Here is a 15,437-nt window from a genome sequence, read left to right as displayed (position 1 = left end):
ACGCCCTGGCCCCGCACGTGGTTGCCGCGAGGTGATGGCGGCTGGGCTCAGGCCGGGTGGGGGTCGGGGCGGGAGGCGGAGAGCCAGGCCGCGGTGGCGGCGACCGCTACCGCGGCGCTGAAGAAGAAGGGGGCCTCGGTGCCCAGCGTGCCCGCGAGCGTCCCGCCCAGCAGCGCCCCCAGGGCCGCGCACCCGTAGGTCATCGTGCGGGACGCCGCCACCACCCGGCCCAGGAGGTCGGCCGGGACCGCGCGTTGGCGGATGGCCAGGGCCGTCACGTTGAGGACCGCGAACGAGCCGCTGGTGGTGATCACGACGACCGCGGCGGCCCAGCGGTCCGGGGCCACCAGCAGGAGGGCCGGCGCGCCGGCGGTGACGGCCAGGGACCACGCCAGGACCGGGCGGTGGGTGAAGCGGGCGATCAGGCGGTCCGCGGCGAACGAGCCCAGCAGGCCGCCGGCCGCGCCGGTGGCCAGGAGCAGACCGAAGCCGAGCGCGCCGAGGCCCAGGCTGTCGCGGGCGTAAAGCACGAAGATGGCGAACCACGCGCTGTCAGCCGCGCCCACCGCCGCGCTGACCACGACCAGCGTGCGCATCATGGGGTGGCGGAGCAGCCAGCGCATGCCGGACAGCACGCCCGGCGAGGCCGACGGCGACGTCGCCGGCGCCGCCCGGACCAGGCTCAGCGGCAGCGACAGGACCAGCATCACGGCCAGCGCCAGGGCCGCGCCGTTGACCGCGAACGGCAGCGCCGCGCCCGCGACGAAGAGCAGCGCGCCGACCGGTGGGCCGACGAACTCGTTGCCGACGATCTCGCCGGCGACCAGGCGGCCGTTGGCCTTCTCGAGCTGGCTGTCGTGCACCAGACGCGGGATCGCCGTCTGCGCCGCGGTGTCGCGAACCGTCTCGCCGACGCCCAGCAGGAACGCCGCCGCGACCACCAGCCCCACCGTGGCCCAACCGGACGCGACCGCGACGACCAGCGTCAGCAGCACCAGCACCCGGGCCACGTCAGCGGCGACTATCAGCTGGCGGGCGCCGCGCCGGTCCGCCAGCGCGCCCGCCGCCAGGCCCGTCACCAGCCACGGCAGGAACTGGGCCGCCGCGACCGCCGCCACGCCGACCGGCGACGCGGTCAACGCCGCCGCCAGCAGCGGGAACGCCGCCACCCGGATGCCGTCGCCGAGGTTCGCCAGGGCTGACGCGCCCCAGAACCGCCAGAACGCCCCGCCCAACGCCGCTGATCGATCGACCATTTGCGGACCGTACCGGAGGATTTCCGATCTTCGCACCCCGCGCCGGTCCGGGTGGCACGATCGAACGGGTGAGTGACGCCATCGACCTCGACCGCCACGCGTACGGCGACCCCGGCGCGGCGATCACCGTCATCGAGTACGGCGACTTCGAGTGCCCGTACTGCGGCGCCGCCAAGCCGGTGCTGCGCAAGCTGGTCGACGGCTCCGATGGGCGGGTGCGGCTGGTCTTCCGCCACTTCCCGGTCTTCACCGTGCACCCCTACGCGCTGACCGCCGCGCTCGCCGCCGAGGCGGCCGGCGACCGGTTCTGGCCGATGCACGACCTGCTGTTCAAGCACCAGGCGCGGCTGACCGACCCGGACCTGATGGCCTACGCCACCGAGGCCGGCGTTCCCGAACCCGAGTCGGTGGTCGGCGAGGCGGCGCAGGCGTTCCGGCCGGCCGTCGAGCGTGACTACACGACCGGCGTGGCCGACGGCGTCCGCGGCACACCGACCCTCTTCGTCGACGGCCGGCTCTACACCGGGCGGGTGGACCTCGGCGCCCTGCGCAGTACGCTCGGCCTCGGCCGCTGAGGGCGCGATGAGCACGGCGTCGATGCCGCCCCGGCCAGGGCCACGGACCCGGCTGGCCGGCGCGTTGCCGCTGGTGCCCCAACCGGTCACCCGCTTCCTCGTCACCGAGGCCGGCAGTGGTTTCCTGCTGCTCGCGGCCGCGATCGCGGCGTTGGTGTGGGCCAATGTCCCAGGCGGCAGCTACGAGTGGGTGTGGGAGACCGAGGCGTCGATCGAGATCGGCGGCTACGGCATCTCGCTGGATCTCCGGCACTGGATCAACGACGCCGCCATGGCGATCTTCTTCCTCACCGTCGGGCTGGAGATCAACCGCGAGATCACCGTCGGGGAGCTGCGCCGACGGCGCTACGTGTTGGCGCCCATCTTCGGCGCCGCCGGCGGCGTCATCGTGCCGGCGCTCATCTACTACGCGTTCAACGCGGGCACGCCGGCCGAGCACGGCTGGGGCATCCCGATCTCCACGGACACCGCGTTCGTGCTGGGCATCCTCGCGCTCTTCGGCCCGCGCTGCCCGGACCAGCTCCGGCTCTTCTTCCTGACCCTGGCCATCGTCGACGACATCGTGGCGGTGGTGGTGCTGGCCGTCTTCTACACGCCGGACATCGCCATGGTGCCGCTGGTCATCGCCGTCGTGCTGGTCGCCGTGCTGGTGGGAATGCGCTGGCTGGGCGTCTGGCAACTCCGCTGGTACGCGCTGGTCGGCGTCGCCCTCTGGTTCGCGGTCTACGAGTCCGGCGTGCACGGCACCCTGGCCGGCGTCATCCTCGGCCTGGTCGTGCCCGCCACCCCGACCGACCCAAGGCTGCTGGACTTCCTGCGCTTCTACGGCCGCGGGCTGATCGAGCGGGCGGACGCCGAGCGGGCGCGGCTGACCGTCCAGGCGGCGCGGGCCACCGTGCCGGCCAACGATCGGCTGCAGGACGTGCTGCACCCGTTCAGCGCGTACGTCATCGTGCCTGTCTTCGCCCTCGCCAACGCCGGCGTGGTGATAAGCGGGGAGACCCTGTCCCGGGCAGCGCAGTCGTCGGTGACCATCGGCATCGTGGTCGGCCTGGTGGTCGGCAAGATAGTCGGGATCTCGCTCGGCACCGCGATCGCCATCTGGACGAAGCTGGGCGAGCTTCCGGGCCGGGTCCGCTACGGCCACCTGATCGGCGGTGCCTCGCTGGCCGGCATCGGTTTCACCATCGGCCTGTTCATCACCGACCTGGCCTTCGACGACCCGGTCATCACCGACGACGCCAAGATCGGCGTGCTGGTGGCGTCGGTCGTCTCGGCGGTGGTGGGCTCGCTGGCGCTGCGCTACCTGGGGGAGCGGCTGCCGCTGTGCATGGTGGAGGACGACGACGCGGTCCCGGCGCTGCCGACCGGGCCGTGGCGCGACCCGACCAACCCGTGATCAGCCGAACCGCTTCCAGACGCTGCGGCGGTTGCGGCCCGGCGCCGAGCGGTCCAGCCGGCGCAGCGTGGAGGGCAGGTCGACCCGGCGGTCCGGAGTCACGTCGTGCAACGTCAGCACGAGGCCCTGCACCGCCGGGTGGTTGCGCAGGTCGCGGCAGTTGACCTCGACCTGGATCCAGGAGCCGTCCGAGCGCCGCAGCGTCCACTCGGTGTTGACGCCGCTGCCGTCGAGCGCGGAGCGGGCCCGGTCGAGCGTGTTCTCGACCTGGCCGTGGTCGTCGCGGTGGATGATGTCGCGCCAGGTCGAGAAGACCGGCACCGAGACGTTGAGCAGCTCGGCCATGGACGGGCTGGCGTAGCGGATCCACTCGTCGGCGTCGAGCAGGATCACCACGTCGGCGGTGCGCTCGCTGACCGCGCTCAGGTAGGCGTCGCGCTCCCGCCGGCTCGTCTCCACCGTGTGGCCGACCCGGCGCAGCGCCAGCGCCGCCTGGCTGGCCAGCACCTCGATGGTGTCCTGCAGGCCCGCGAGCACAGCGTGGTCGCCCGCGACGGCGACGGCGCTGACGGGGGAGCGGTGCCGGCCCGGCTGCTCGGCCGCCAGCGAGGCGACCAGGGTGGCCGGCAGGCCCGCGAGCGGCGCCCGCAGGTCGGGGTGGAGCAGCCGGGTCGCGCTGAGCCGGCTGCGGCGGCCGCCGGCGGTCGCGGGTGGCTGGTGGTCGAGCAGCACCAACGGCCGCCAGGCGCGCGCGTCGGCCGCGTCGACCCGGCCGAAGACCGGGCCGGCCGGCGCGTCGTCGGAACTCCCGGCCGGCACCGCGGCCTTGCCGGTGGCCCGACCCCGCCCGGCGTCGAGCCGGCGGTCGACCGCGGGCCGCAGGTCGGCGGTCTCCTCACTGGCCTTGACCCGCCGGGACCGGTCCGCTTCGCCGGCGTGCTCCCAGTCGCTGGGGAGCCGGGCCGAGGCGGCCACACCGGACAGGGGCACCGTCTCGTCGACCTCGGCCGGTCCGGCGGTGCTGATGAAGATCACCCGATGCGGTTGGGCCTTTGGCAGCAGCCGGTCGATGCCGGCCACCAGCGTCTCCGCGACCGTCACCGCGTCGGTGGCCGCGACGAGCTCGCCGCAGGCGTGCCGGAGCAGGCGTTCCCGCTCGACGGCGCGGCGCTGTGCGGTCAGGGCGTCGTGGAGCCGGGTCGCGACCAGCACGATCAGCAGGGCGGAGCCGATCGCCACGACCGTCACCACGCCGACGTCGTCGCGGATGTCGCCGACGAGCAGCAGGGCCGGGCCGGTCAGCGCGATCAGCAGGACGGGCAGCACACCCAGGCCGCGTCCCGAGTCGACCCGCGGCTCGACCGGCAGGGTCAGCCGGGCCATCGAGGGTGGCAGCGCGGCGGCGCCCCAGGCGGCGTAACAGACGAGGTAGCCCAGCTCCCACAGCCGCCCGCCCGGGAGACCGCTGCCCATCTCGGCGACCGCGTCCAAGGTGTCGGCGAGGAGCAGGCCGGCCGAGCCCGCGGCCAGCAGCACCGCGGAGACGTTGCGGGCCCGGGTCGCCACGACCAGCGCCGTGGTCACCACGACGACCACGATGGAGCCGAGCACGTGGGCGGCGGCCAGCGAGCGGTCGAACACCGGCCAGGTCGACGCGGCGGTCAGCGGGCCGGCGGTCAGCGTCCAGCCGACCAGGCCGGCGGCGACGACGAGGGACAGCAGGTCGACCACGGTGGACCGGTCGCGCAGGGCGGCGCTCGTCCTGGTCAGGCCCAGCAGCGCGTACGCCAGCAAGGGGAACAGGGTCAGGTAGCAGATCTCGGCGACGATCAGCCACGCGTCGCCGCTGCCGGTGCTCAGCTCGTAGGCGACGTCACCGGCGCCGAGAGCGGCCGCCGCCGCGGCGAGCAGGACCCATGGCGCCCGCCGGGCGGGCTGGTGGGTCCGGATGCCCCAGAGGATCCCGGTCGCGGCCAGCGCGCCGGCCGAGCCCCAGAGCGCGGCGGCCGCGCCCGGGAACGCGACGATCGCGCCGCCGAGCACCACGGCGACGGCGCCGGCGAGCGCCGGCCAGCGTCTCGCCATGGCGGCTCCGATCCGGGGGCGTCGGGGTTGGACACACACATTGACACACCATCTTCACCTGTGTGTGGGCTGTGCGAAAGGGGGACCGCGGCGGGCTCAGCCGACCCGGACCACCGGCGGCAGGGTGTAGGAACCCTGCAGGATCTCGGATCGTGGCTGGTAGAGGCGCATGAGCGGGCGGAACGCGCCGGGCGGGGCCGGCAGCCAGTTGGCCGTGTCGCCGTCGGCGGGCGGCGCATGACTCACCCGGAGGGTGAACGTACCGTCGGGTTCGCGACGGAGTCCCGGGGTGCGGTCACCGATCGAATAGCGGTCGATCGCGTTGGGTACGAGGTAGTAGTCGGGCATGTCGTACATCGTCAGCGACCAGAAGGCGTCGACCGGCGGCTCGGCGGGGAAGCGGATCTCGTACGCGTGTGCCCCGTTGAGCGGCGCGCCGTCGGCGTCGACGTAGACCGGGGCGTACACCGCCTCGTAGCCGTGGTTGCCCCACAGCCCGACCCGCGCCGCCACCGCCCGGGCCAGGTAGCCGTGCGTCCGGTCGGTCATCTTCCACTGCGGACTGTCGACGGTGCCGGGGCCGAGGAAGTCGACGTTGTAGTCGAACGCGTGCGGTGCCAGGTGCCAGCCGTTGACGCTGTGCCCGGCGCGCGACGCGTGCTCGATCCTCGCCAGCCCCTGTGCGGCCCCGTCGACCAGGGCTTGCGCGAGGTCGTCCGGCGGGTCCGTATAGGGCGACCCCGCGTCCAGGAGCCCGAGCGGCCGGAACCGCTCCTGGTGGGCCCGGTCCGGCACGGCGGGCGGGAAGGCGGCCAGCCAGGCCCGGAGGTGCGCGAAGAACAGCAGATCGGTGGGTACGCCGGTGGCGGCGACCGCGGGCAGCGGCGCGCGTGCCGACGGGGTGGGGGCGTGCAGCCGCAGGCCCTTCTGGAGGCGCTCGACCCGGGGCAGGTCGGCCGGGCCGTCGCAGGCCAGCCGGCCGACGATCGTGACCACCGAGGTCGAGGCGGGCAGCACGGTGGTGTCGTCGGGGACCGGGCCGGTGTGGCCGCGCGGCACGATCAGGAAGCTGCCGGCGGCGGTGCCGGTCGCGCGGCGGCCCACGTACGCGATGTTGTTGGTCCAGGCGTCGACCACCTGGAGCACGTAGTAGGCGCCGCCGGTGTCGGGCACGCTCAGCCGGACCGGCCCGCCGCCGACGTCGACCTGCGCGACGGAGTAGACGGTGTCGTTGTTGACGCTGACGAACCGGTCGTCGGGCGTGGCGAGCCGGTGGGCGTGGCCGAACGCGTTGAACGGGGTGGCGGGAACGGCGCCCATGCCGTCGCGGGTGAACCGGCTGACCTCGGTCAGGCTCGCGACCAGCGGGTAGCCGTAGACGTAGGCGTCCGCGGCCAGCCCGGCGAGGTCCATGCCTCCGAGGCTAGTGCTTGGTCGGCGGCGTTCAGGCGGCCTTGCGGTGAGTTGCCGCGGTGGCGGTGCCGCGCTCGACCAGGCGCAGGCGCGGCGGGGTGGTCGCGGCCGGCTCCGGGTCGAAGGTGGCGGTCCAGCGCCGGCCGGTGCCGCGGGCCGGTGGCTCGCCCGGGTCGAAGGCCGGACGGGAGAGCGCGAACGTGAGCAACCAGCCGGCGATCAGGAAGCCGTGGCTGGCCAGGCGGCCGGGCTCGACCCGGCCGGCGGCGATGTCACCCGCCGAGAGCAGGGTGAGCACGGCCACGAACGCGGTCAGGGTGGGCAGCAGACCGGTGGGGCGGGTGCGGCGCAGGGCGACGAAGGCGAACCCGGCGCCGATGGCCAGGTTCCAGGCGGCCGACTCGTGCCAGAGGTGGCCCGAGCCGAGCACGGCGTCGTGGGCGTGGTCGTCGCGGCCGAGGCCGGCGACCTGGGCGGCGCCGAGCAGGAACTGGACGAGCCCGATGACGGCCAGACCGAGCCGGAGCCCGATCGCCAGCCGGGGCCGGCTCCCGGGCGGCTTCAGCCGGCTTGGCCGGCCCGGCCCGCCGGGCTGGCTCGGCTCGTCCGGCCGGCTCGGCCGGCTTCCGGCCGGCTGCGGGGTCGGCACGGCGGTCAGGTCGACCGGCTTCGCCGGCGGCACGGGCGCGGTCCGCGCCAGGCGGGTCACCGCGGCCGCCGCGTCGAGCCAGGCGGCGCAGCGCGCGCAGCCGGCCAGGTGCCGCTCGGTCAGCTCACGCTCGCCCGGCGCGTCCTCTCCGTCGAGGCGCGCCGACAGCATTTCCCGGATCCGCTCACAGTCCACGTCTTGATAGTCGCCGCCGAACGCCGTTTGGTTCCCGTTCAACCGCGGGCTAGGCCGGAGAAACCGGACAAGCTAGCCTTGCCGGCATGCGTCTCCCCGGACTGCCGCGCGGCCCCCGCTCGGGTGAGCCCGCCGCCGACCTCGACGAGGTCACCGGCTGGGCCCTGGCGGCGAAGGCCGGCGACCGGGCCGCCGCCCACGCGTTCGTCGAGGCGACCCAGCACCAGCTGCGCCGGTTCGTCGTGCACCTGGTCGGCCCGGGGGAGGCCGACGACCTGACGCAGGAGATCTACCTGCGGGCGATGCGCGCCCTCCCGGCGTTCGACGCCCGCTCGACGGCGCGCACCTGGCTGCTCGCCATCGCCCGGCGGGCCTGCGCCGACCACATCCGCTACGTGTCCCGCCGCCCGCGGCTGGCCGCTCTCGACGACTGGCAGCCGGTCGCCGAGGCGGAGCTCGCCCGCGACCCGGGCGGGGCCGGCTTCGAGGCGGGGTTCGCGCTGACGGAGCTGGTCCGGGCCCTCGACCCGGAGCGTCGCGAGGCGTTCGTCGCGACCCAGATCGCGGGCCTCAGCTATGCCGAGGCGGCCGAGGTCTGCGGCTGCCCGGTGGGCACCATCCGCTCCCGGGTGGCCCGGGCCCGCGACGACCTGGTCGCCGCCATGGCCGATCGCGACGTCCGCCGCCTCCGCCCCACCAGCTGACCGCGTCCCACCGCGGGCCTGGCAGCGAAGCGGAGCGAGCGGTCCCTGGCGGGAGCGACGGTCGCGCCCACCGCGGACCCGAGTCAGCGGTGATCGTGAATCACAGGTAGCGGCCCACGCGGGTGCGTTCGATGAGTTGCCAGCCCAGCCAGAAGCAGACCGGGACGCCGATGCCGCCGACGGCGATCGCTTTGGCTTCGGCCGGGAGGTCGAAGGGGCGCAGCAGGATCGCGAGGGTGAGCAGGACCGGGGCCTGGAGGACGAAGGCGGCGAAGGAGCCGCGGGCGCAGCGGCGCCAGAGGGGGCTTTCGCGCTGGAGGCGGTCCTGGGCGAGGCCGAGGACCCAGACCGAGCCGGCGACCACCAGGATCGCCTCGACGGTGGCCAGGAGCAGCGCCTCCCAGTGCCAGCCGCCCTGGTAGGGCGCGGCGTCGTCGGCCAGGTTGCTGAGGCCCACGGTCCAGGCGTAGACCGGCAGCGACAGGATCGTGAAGACCACCGCGACCCCGCAGCCGCGGCGCAGGCGTTCCGGGACGCGCTTGGCCCAGCCGAAGCGGGCGGCGGCGACACCGAGGCCGAACATCGCGACGCACTGCGGCCACTGCCAGACGTGCAGGTCGAGCACCTGCTTGCTCTGCGCCGGGAACCACAGCCGGACGAGGAACGAGGCGACCGCGACCAGCGCGATCAGCGTCGCGAGCTGGCGGCCGCCGATCTCGGTCGGGCCCTCGTCGACGTCGTCGGCCTTGCCCTCGGCGCGGGCGCGGTCCTTGGCCCAGACCAGCGCGGCGTACGCGAGGGAGACGTAGAGCAGGATCTCCGCGAACCAGAGCGGGCCCGAGTCGAGGAACGGGTGCCGGTGGGTGAACTCCCACCAGAACGAGACGCGGTAGCCGGCGGCCAGGTAGGCGAACCACATGAACAGCGGCCAGACGAGCAGGGCGAAGAGCAGGAAGGGTACGCCGAGGCGGACCACCCGGTCGCCGGCGAACTTGGCCGGGCCCTTGCGTGCCATCGCGGCCGGCGCGAACAGGCCGGCGATGAAGAAGAAGGTGCCGATCACGAAAAGGGCCGTCGGTCCGACGACGACGGCCATGGCGAGTTCCGAGCGTGGATGGAACGTGGTCTCCTGGACTTCGTCGTACGGCCACCCCCCGATGGCTGAATAACCCAGGAGCGCGTGCCCGGCGATGATCCACGCGACCATCACGGCCCGCAGGTTGTCGACGTGCGGAAGCCTCTCCACCCGCGTGGCCGAAGCCATCGTGGCCATCCGGACCCCCCTCCGAAAAAATGGCGCACATTCAAGATTGCCACCGGGAGCCCGTCATCGGGGACACCCGAAGGGTCAGCGTGCGGTTCGTCACTCGCCGGCGACAACCGGTTAAACGGTTTGTCCCGATACGCTCGGGTGCGATGGACGCAGAGATCCGGCCGCTGCTGGCCGCGGACTGGCCGGCCTGCCGCCGGATCTACCAGGCGGGTCTGGACACGGGTGAGGCCAGCTTCGAAACAATCGCGCCGGAATGGCCGGCCTTTGACGCGTCTCGATTGACTTCACACCGCTTTGTCGCAATGTTCAACGGACGTGTAGTCGGATGGGTCGCGGCCTCCCCGGTCTCGACCCGGCCGGCCTATGCGGGGGTGGTGGAGCACAGCGTCTACGTCGACGCGGCGGCCCACGGCCGCGGAGTGGGCGGGGCCCTGTTGGGCGCGCTGATCGAGTCGACGGAGCGGGCCGGCGTCTGGACCATCCAGTCGGCCGTCTTCCCGACCAACACGGCCAGCCTCCGCCTGCACGAGGCCGCGGGCTTCCGCGTCGTCGGCACCCGCGAACGCATCGCCCGCCTGCACGGCACCTGGCGCGACACCGTCCTGATCGAACGCCGCAGCCCGCTCGTGTACTAGGACCGATTACGTATGGAGTGGGACGCGCGGCGCTCCGTACCGTCTCGATCATGGTTATTCGAGCGGTGGTTTTCGACATCGGTGGCGTGCTGGAGTTCTGCGAGCCCATGGACTTCGACCGGCGCTGGGAGGCGGCGCTCGGCCTGGCCGACGGCGCGTTCGACGCCGCGCTGGCGGACGTCTGGGCCGGCGGCGCCGTCGGCACGGTGACCGAGGCGGAGGTGCACGCGGCGATCCGGGAGCGGCTGGGGCTCTCCGCCGACCAGGTCGACGCGGTGCTGGCCGACATGTGGCGGCAATACTTGGGCACCCCGAACACCGACCTCATCGCGTACGCCCGCGGGCTGCGTCCCGCCTATCGGACCGGCATCCTGAGCAACAGCTTCGTCGGGGCGCGCGAGCGGGAGCAGGCCGCCTACGGGCTGACCGACCTGGTCGACGACTGCGTCTACTCGCACGAGGTCGGGCTGAGCAAGCCGGACCCGGCCGCGTGGGAGCTGATCTGCCGGCGCATGGACGTGGCGCCGACCGAGATGGTCTTCGTCGACGACTTCCCGGGCAACGTGACCGCCGCGGCGGCGCACGGCATGACGGCCGTCCTGTTCCGGACCACCGACCAGGTCATCGCCGACCTCGAGGCCCTGCTCCGCTAGGGCAGGCGGTCGCCCGGGAAGCTGCAAACCGGGTGGACATCGCTGGTCATGGTCCCTCCACCCCGGAGGCCGCCAGCGCGAGCTTAGGGGCCGCCACGTCGGCGCGCTCGGGGCGACGGCGGAACGTCCACCAGCGGTAGAGCACGTAGTTGAACACCAGGTTGGTGCCGCCCGCGATGATCCGGGCCGGGACCAGGCCGACGCCGAGCGCGCCGAGGGCCGTGACGCCGACCAGGGTCAGCACGTAGTCGCCCAGCACCTGGGGGGCGAACCGGGCAAACTGACCGCGTACGCCGTGGCCGTCGGCGTGGAAGGCGAACGTGCGGTTGAGGGCGAAGTTCAGCGCGTACGTGACCCAGAAGGCGATGCTGACCGTGGCCGCCGACGGCAGGGGGGTGACGGCGTCGAGCAGGGCCAGCAGGGCCAGGTCGAAGCCGAAACCGAGGCCGGCCAGGGCGAGGAACCGGGTCAGCGAATGGCGGTAGGCGAGTCGCAAGATCCGCTCGGCCTGACCCACGCGGGACACCCTAGTCCCGCAACCTGGGATCACCGGCGTGGGTCGACATGAACTTTCGGTGCCGCGCCCCATTCGGGTAGCCGGCGGCCGGCGAGCACGTCGGCGGCCTCGGACAGGCCGACGGTGGCCGCTACCAACGGGCGCGGGTCGACGGCGCCGGTCGCGTACAGCTCGATCGTGCCCGACAGGCCGCCCGACGCGCTCAGCACGCCGACGGCGGTCACGTCCTTGAGCACGAGCTCGCGGGAGTCCACCAGGGACGGTTCCTCGGCGATGCCGATGTAGACGACCCGCCCGCCCGGCTCGACCCGGCCCACCGCGAAGCCGGGCAGCTCGGCCGCGTTGGTGGCGTCGACCACCGCGTCGAAGGCCAGGTCGGCGGGCAGGTTCGACCGCCTCCAGGTGTGGGTGAAACCCAGACCGCGGGCGTACGCCAGGGACGGCTCGTCGCGGCCCAGCAGATGCACCTCGGCGCCCCGGGCCGCGGCGATCTGGGCGGCCAGCAGCCCGATCGTGCCGGGGCCGAGCACCAGCAGCCGGGTCGTCGGCGTCACGCCGGCCGCCTCGACGACCCGCAGCGCGTTGCCGCCGGGCTCCACCAGGGCGCCGAGCGTCGCGTCGACCGAGTCGGGCAGCGGGTGCAACGCGCGCACCGGCACGGGCAGCCGCTCGGCCAGCGCCCCCGGCCAGCCGCCCCGGATGCCGATCTCGAAGCGGTCCGCGCACAGGTGCTGCCGGCCGCTCAGGCAGCGGTAGCAGTCGCCGCAGCCGAGCATCGTGTCGCCCGTGACCCGCCGGCCCAACCATTCGCGGTCGACGTCGGCGCCGACCTCGGAGACCACGCCGCACCACTCGTGCCCGATCCTGATCGGGTACGCCGCGTCGCCGCTGCGCAGGTAGGCCATGTGCCCCGAGTAGAACTCGGCGTCCGTGCCGCACACGCCGGCCCGCTCGACGTCGACGACGACCTCGCCGATCCGGGGCACCGGCGGCGCCACGTCCCGCACCTCGGCCCGGCCCGGCCCGACGACGACGAAAGCCCGCACCGCCACCCCCTGCCACCCGATCAGGCGAATCTTGATAATGGGCAGTATGCCTGCCCCCCTCCGCTCCGACGCGTGGTATGCCGGCCAGGACCGCAACTCCTACATCCACCGGGCGTGGATGCGCCGCGGCGCGCCTGACTCGGCGTTCGACGGCCGGCCCCAGATCGCCATCGCCAACACCGCCTCCGACCTGACACCGTGCAACATGCACCTGACGGAGGTGGCCCGCAGCGTCGCCAACGGGGTGTGGGAGGCGGGCGGCGTACCGCTGGAACTGCCCGTGGTGTCCCTCGGTGAGACCCAGGTCCGGCCGACCGCGATGCTCTGGCGCAACATGGCCGCGATGGCCATCGAGGAGATGATCCGGGCCAACCCGATCGACGGCGTGGTGCTGCTCGGCGGCTGTGACAAGACCATCCCGTCGCTGCTGATGGGCGCGGCCTCGGTCGACCTGCCGGCGCTGGTCGTGCCGGGCGGGCCGATGCTCACCGGCACGTTCCGCGGCGTGCCGCTGGGCTGCGGCACCGACGTGTGGCGGCTCTCCGAGGAGGTCCGCGCCGGCACGCTCTCGAACCGCGACTTCCAGGCGTCGCAGTCCGCCATGATCCGGAGCAAGGGCCACTGCAACACGATGGGCACCGCGTCCACGATGGGCCTGCTGGCCGAGGTGCTGGGCACGACGTTGCCGGGCACGGCCGGGATCCCCGCGCCCGACAGCCGCCTGGCCGCGCAGGCCCACGAGTCCGGGCGGCTGGCGGTCGAGATGGTCCGGGAGGGCCGGCGGCCGAGCCAGGTCGTCTCGAAGGCGTCGTTCCACAACGCGATCGTGGCGTTGGGCGCGCTGGGCGGCTCGACCAACGCGGTCGTGCACCTGCTGGCGATCGCCGGGCGGCTCGGCGTGCCGCTGACCCTCGACGAGATCGACCGCGCCGGCCACGGCATCCCGTTGCTGGTCGACCTGCAGCCCGCCGGTCGGCACCTGATGGAGGACTTCCACCGGGCCGGCGGCCTGACCGCCGTGCTGCGGGAGGTCGCCGACCTGCTCGACCTCGACGCGTTGACGGTGACGGGGCGGCCGCTGGGCGACTACCTGGCGGACGGGGCGATCCACGACCCCGAGGTGATCCGGCCGCGGGCGACGCCGCTGATGGCCGACGCCGGCATCGCGGTGCTCCGCGGCGACCTGGCGCCCGACGGCGCGATCATCAAGCCGGCGGCCGCGACCGCGGCCCTGCTGCAGCACCGTGGCCGGGCGGTCGTCTTCGACTCCGTCGAGGACCTGCACCACCGGATCGACGATCCGGCGCTCGACGTGGACGCCGATTCGGTGCTCGTGCTGCGCGGGTGTGGTCCCAAGGGTTACCCGGGCATGCCGGAGGTGGCCAACCTGCCGCTGCCGCGCAAGCTGCTGCAGCAGGGCGTCCGCGACATGGTGCGGGTCTGCGACGGGCGGATGAGCGGCACGGCGTACGGGACTGTCGTGCTGCACGTCGCCCCCGAGGGCGCGGCCGGCGGACCGCTGTCGAAGGTGCGCGACGGCGACCCGATCGTGCTCGACGTCGAGGCGCGGCGGATCGACGTCGACCTGCCGGCGGCCGAGTTCGCGGCCCGCGAGCCCGCGCCGGCGATGCTCGACGCGCTGGCCCGGCCGACCCGGGGCTGGGAGAAGCTCTACGTGGACACCGTCCGCGGCGCCGAAACTGGGGCGGATCTGGACTTTCTGGTCGGCGGCAGCGGCGACCGCGTACCACGTGACTCGCACTGATTACGTGTTGCCACGGCCCTGTCGCTTTGTGCACCAGTTGCGACGGGATCACCCTTGGGTATGCTCGTGCGCGGTTTAACGGAGGGGAAACGACAAGAATGACCGCCGCGCGACGACGCTGGCTCGCAACTGTCCTGGCCCTGGTCGCCGCCGTCACGGTCGCCGTCGCGCCAGGCAGCGCTGGCTACGCCGCACCCAACCCCTCGCCGTCACCGGGCGCGCCCAAGGAGAAGGAAGTGCCGCTCCTGGGTGACGTGCTCGAGTCGACCGGCCGCCAGTACGCGAAGGCGAAAGCCGTGCTGGACAAGTCGCGGCAGCGCCAGCTCCAGATGAACATCCGGCTCCAGGCGGCCGAGCGGCGGGTCGAGGAGCTGCGCCCCCAGGTGACGGAGTTCGCCACGGAGTCCTACCGCGCCGGCCGTCTCACCCCGATGGTGGCCATGCTCGGCGCGTCGGACCAGAGCGGCTTTCTGGAGAAGGCGACCGCGCTCGAGCGGCTCAACCAGTACAACGCGGCCCGGCTCAACGCACTCATCGCGGCGGAGGAGGAGGTTGCGGCGACCAAGGCCAAGATCGACGCCGCGGTGGCCGAGCAGAAGGCCGCGGCCGACTCGATGGCCAAGCAGAAGCGCACCGCCGAGCGGGAGCTCGACCGGGTCGGCGGCCTCTCCCTGACCGGCGGCGACGTGGTGGCGACGTCGCCCAAGGCCCGCCCGGCGCCGCGGTCGGCCGACGGCGGCTGGCCGGACGAGTCGTGCAACCAGGAGGACCCGACCACCGGCGGTTGCGTCACCCCGCGCACGCTGCACGCCTACAAAGAGGTCAAGCGGGCCGGCTTCAAACGGTTCGTCGGCTGCTACCGGTCGGGCGGACCCTACGAGCATCCGAAGGGCCGCGCCTGCGACTGGTCGCTGCGCACCAGCGGCTTCGCCAGAGCCTCGAACCGCGACGAGAAGATGTACGGCAACAACCTGGCCGCGTTCCTCATCAGAAACGCCGACGCGCTCGGGATCCTCTACGTGATCTGGTACAAACGCATCTGGTTCCCCGCCACGGGCTGGAAGTCCTACAGCGGGGACAGCGACCATACGGACCACGTGCACATGTCGATGCTTTGACGACGCGGAGGCCGCCCGGGCAGTTGCCCAGGCGGCCTCCCCCGTTAAAGAGCTTCGCGGCCGGCGCCGCTGGCGGCCCGGGGGCCTCCGCCATGCAAGCGCTCCGCGGCCCCGGCTGCTCGCGGCCCAGGCGGCGTCAGCTCGCGATTCGGGC

General features: G+C 73.6%; 14 protein-coding genes. 7 read left to right on the top strand and 7 right to left on the bottom strand.

The annotated features are described in order from the left end of the window. Nucleotides 1–47: 47 nt before the first annotated feature. Nucleotides 48–1,256, bottom strand: coding sequence for an MFS transporter (locus tag O7635_RS31305; protein WP_278084097.1), 1,209 nt, complete (start codon nucleotides 1,254–1,256; stop codon nucleotides 48–50). 68 nt (nucleotides 1,257–1,324) lie between these two features. On the opposite strand from O7635_RS31305, the gene O7635_RS31300 reads away from it, so the two are divergent. Both O7635_RS31300 and nhaA read left to right on the top strand, forming a co-directional pair. Continuing rightward, on the top strand, nucleotides 1,325–1,831 hold the full coding sequence (locus tag O7635_RS31300) for a thioredoxin domain-containing protein (protein WP_278084096.1): 507 nt from the start codon (nucleotides 1,325–1,327) through the stop codon (nucleotides 1,829–1,831). A gap of 7 nt (nucleotides 1,832–1,838) precedes the next feature. After that, nucleotides 1,839–3,230, top strand: a complete 1,392-nt coding sequence (nhaA, locus tag O7635_RS31295) for a Na+/H+ antiporter NhaA (RefSeq protein ID WP_278084095.1) — start codon at nucleotides 1,839–1,841, stop codon at nucleotides 3,228–3,230. Here nhaA and O7635_RS31290 read toward each other — a convergent pair whose 3' ends face one another. The 3 genes from O7635_RS31290 to O7635_RS31280 form a co-directional block, all read right to left on the bottom strand. After that, a complete protein-coding gene (locus O7635_RS31290; RefSeq protein ID WP_278084094.1) occupies nucleotides 3,231–5,315 on the bottom strand; it encodes a PAS domain-containing protein in 2,085 nt (694 codons plus the stop codon). Nucleotides 5,316–5,411: 96 nt separating this feature from the next. Beyond that, entirely contained in the window at nucleotides 5,412–6,728 is a 1,317-nt protein-coding gene (locus tag O7635_RS31285; protein ID WP_278084093.1) for a DUF1254 domain-containing protein, read from the bottom strand. Between the two features lie 31 nt (nucleotides 6,729–6,759). Then, complete coding sequence (locus tag O7635_RS31280) at nucleotides 6,760–7,572, bottom strand: zf-HC2 domain-containing protein (RefSeq protein WP_278084092.1); 813 nt, start codon at nucleotides 7,570–7,572, stop codon at nucleotides 6,760–6,762. 86 nt (nucleotides 7,573–7,658) lie between these two features. Here O7635_RS31280 and O7635_RS31275 point away from each other — a divergent pair, with 86 nt between their 5' ends. After that, nucleotides 7,659–8,276, top strand: a complete 618-nt coding sequence (locus O7635_RS31275; protein WP_278084091.1) for a sigma-70 family RNA polymerase sigma factor — start codon at nucleotides 7,659–7,661, stop codon at nucleotides 8,274–8,276. Nucleotides 8,277–8,376: 100 nt separating this feature from the next. Here O7635_RS31275 and O7635_RS31270 read toward each other — a convergent pair whose 3' ends face one another. Further along, the gene (locus O7635_RS31270) at nucleotides 8,377–9,549 is read right to left on the bottom strand and encodes an acyltransferase (RefSeq protein ID WP_278084090.1); all 1,173 of its coding nucleotides are present in this window, start codon (nucleotides 9,547–9,549) and stop codon (nucleotides 8,377–8,379) included. A gap of 143 nt (nucleotides 9,550–9,692) precedes the next feature. On the opposite strand from O7635_RS31270, the gene O7635_RS31265 reads away from it, so the two are divergent. Both O7635_RS31265 and O7635_RS31260 read left to right on the top strand, forming a co-directional pair. Then, nucleotides 9,693–10,184, top strand: coding sequence for a GNAT family N-acetyltransferase (locus O7635_RS31265; protein ID WP_278084089.1), 492 nt, complete (start codon nucleotides 9,693–9,695; stop codon nucleotides 10,182–10,184). A 50-nt stretch (nucleotides 10,185–10,234) separates the two neighbouring features. Further along, the gene (locus tag O7635_RS31260; RefSeq protein WP_278084088.1) at nucleotides 10,235–10,837 is read left to right on the top strand and encodes an HAD family phosphatase; all 603 of its coding nucleotides are present in this window, start codon (nucleotides 10,235–10,237) and stop codon (nucleotides 10,835–10,837) included. A 46-nt stretch (nucleotides 10,838–10,883) separates the two neighbouring features. Here O7635_RS31260 and O7635_RS31255 read toward each other — a convergent pair whose 3' ends face one another. Continuing rightward, a complete protein-coding gene (locus O7635_RS31255) occupies nucleotides 10,884–11,354 on the bottom strand; it encodes a GtrA family protein (protein WP_278084087.1) in 471 nt (156 codons plus the stop codon). A 29-nt stretch (nucleotides 11,355–11,383) separates the two neighbouring features. After that, nucleotides 11,384–12,400 (bottom strand): alcohol dehydrogenase catalytic domain-containing protein, encoded by a 1,017-nt coding sequence (locus O7635_RS31250; protein ID WP_278084086.1) that lies wholly within the window; start codon nucleotides 12,398–12,400, stop codon nucleotides 11,384–11,386. A 46-nt stretch (nucleotides 12,401–12,446) separates the two neighbouring features. On the opposite strand from O7635_RS31250, the gene O7635_RS31245 reads away from it, so the two are divergent. Both O7635_RS31245 and O7635_RS31240 read left to right on the top strand, forming a co-directional pair. Further along, the gene (locus O7635_RS31245; protein WP_278084085.1) at nucleotides 12,447–14,165 is read left to right on the top strand and encodes an IlvD/Edd family dehydratase; all 1,719 of its coding nucleotides are present in this window, start codon (nucleotides 12,447–12,449) and stop codon (nucleotides 14,163–14,165) included. Nucleotides 14,166–14,263: 98 nt separating this feature from the next. Then, a complete protein-coding gene (locus O7635_RS31240; RefSeq protein ID WP_278084084.1) occupies nucleotides 14,264–15,283 on the top strand; it encodes a hypothetical protein in 1,020 nt (339 codons plus the stop codon). The last annotated feature ends 154 nt before the right edge of the window (nucleotides 15,284–15,437 follow it).

Origin of the sequence: Asanoa sp. WMMD1127, assembly GCF_029626225.1 — a bacterium.
Classification (GTDB): Bacteria; Actinomycetota; Actinomycetes; order Mycobacteriales; family Micromonosporaceae; genus Asanoa.
The sequence above is the reverse complement of the archived record's forward strand: the minus strand, read 5'-3'. Positions and strand labels throughout refer to the sequence as shown.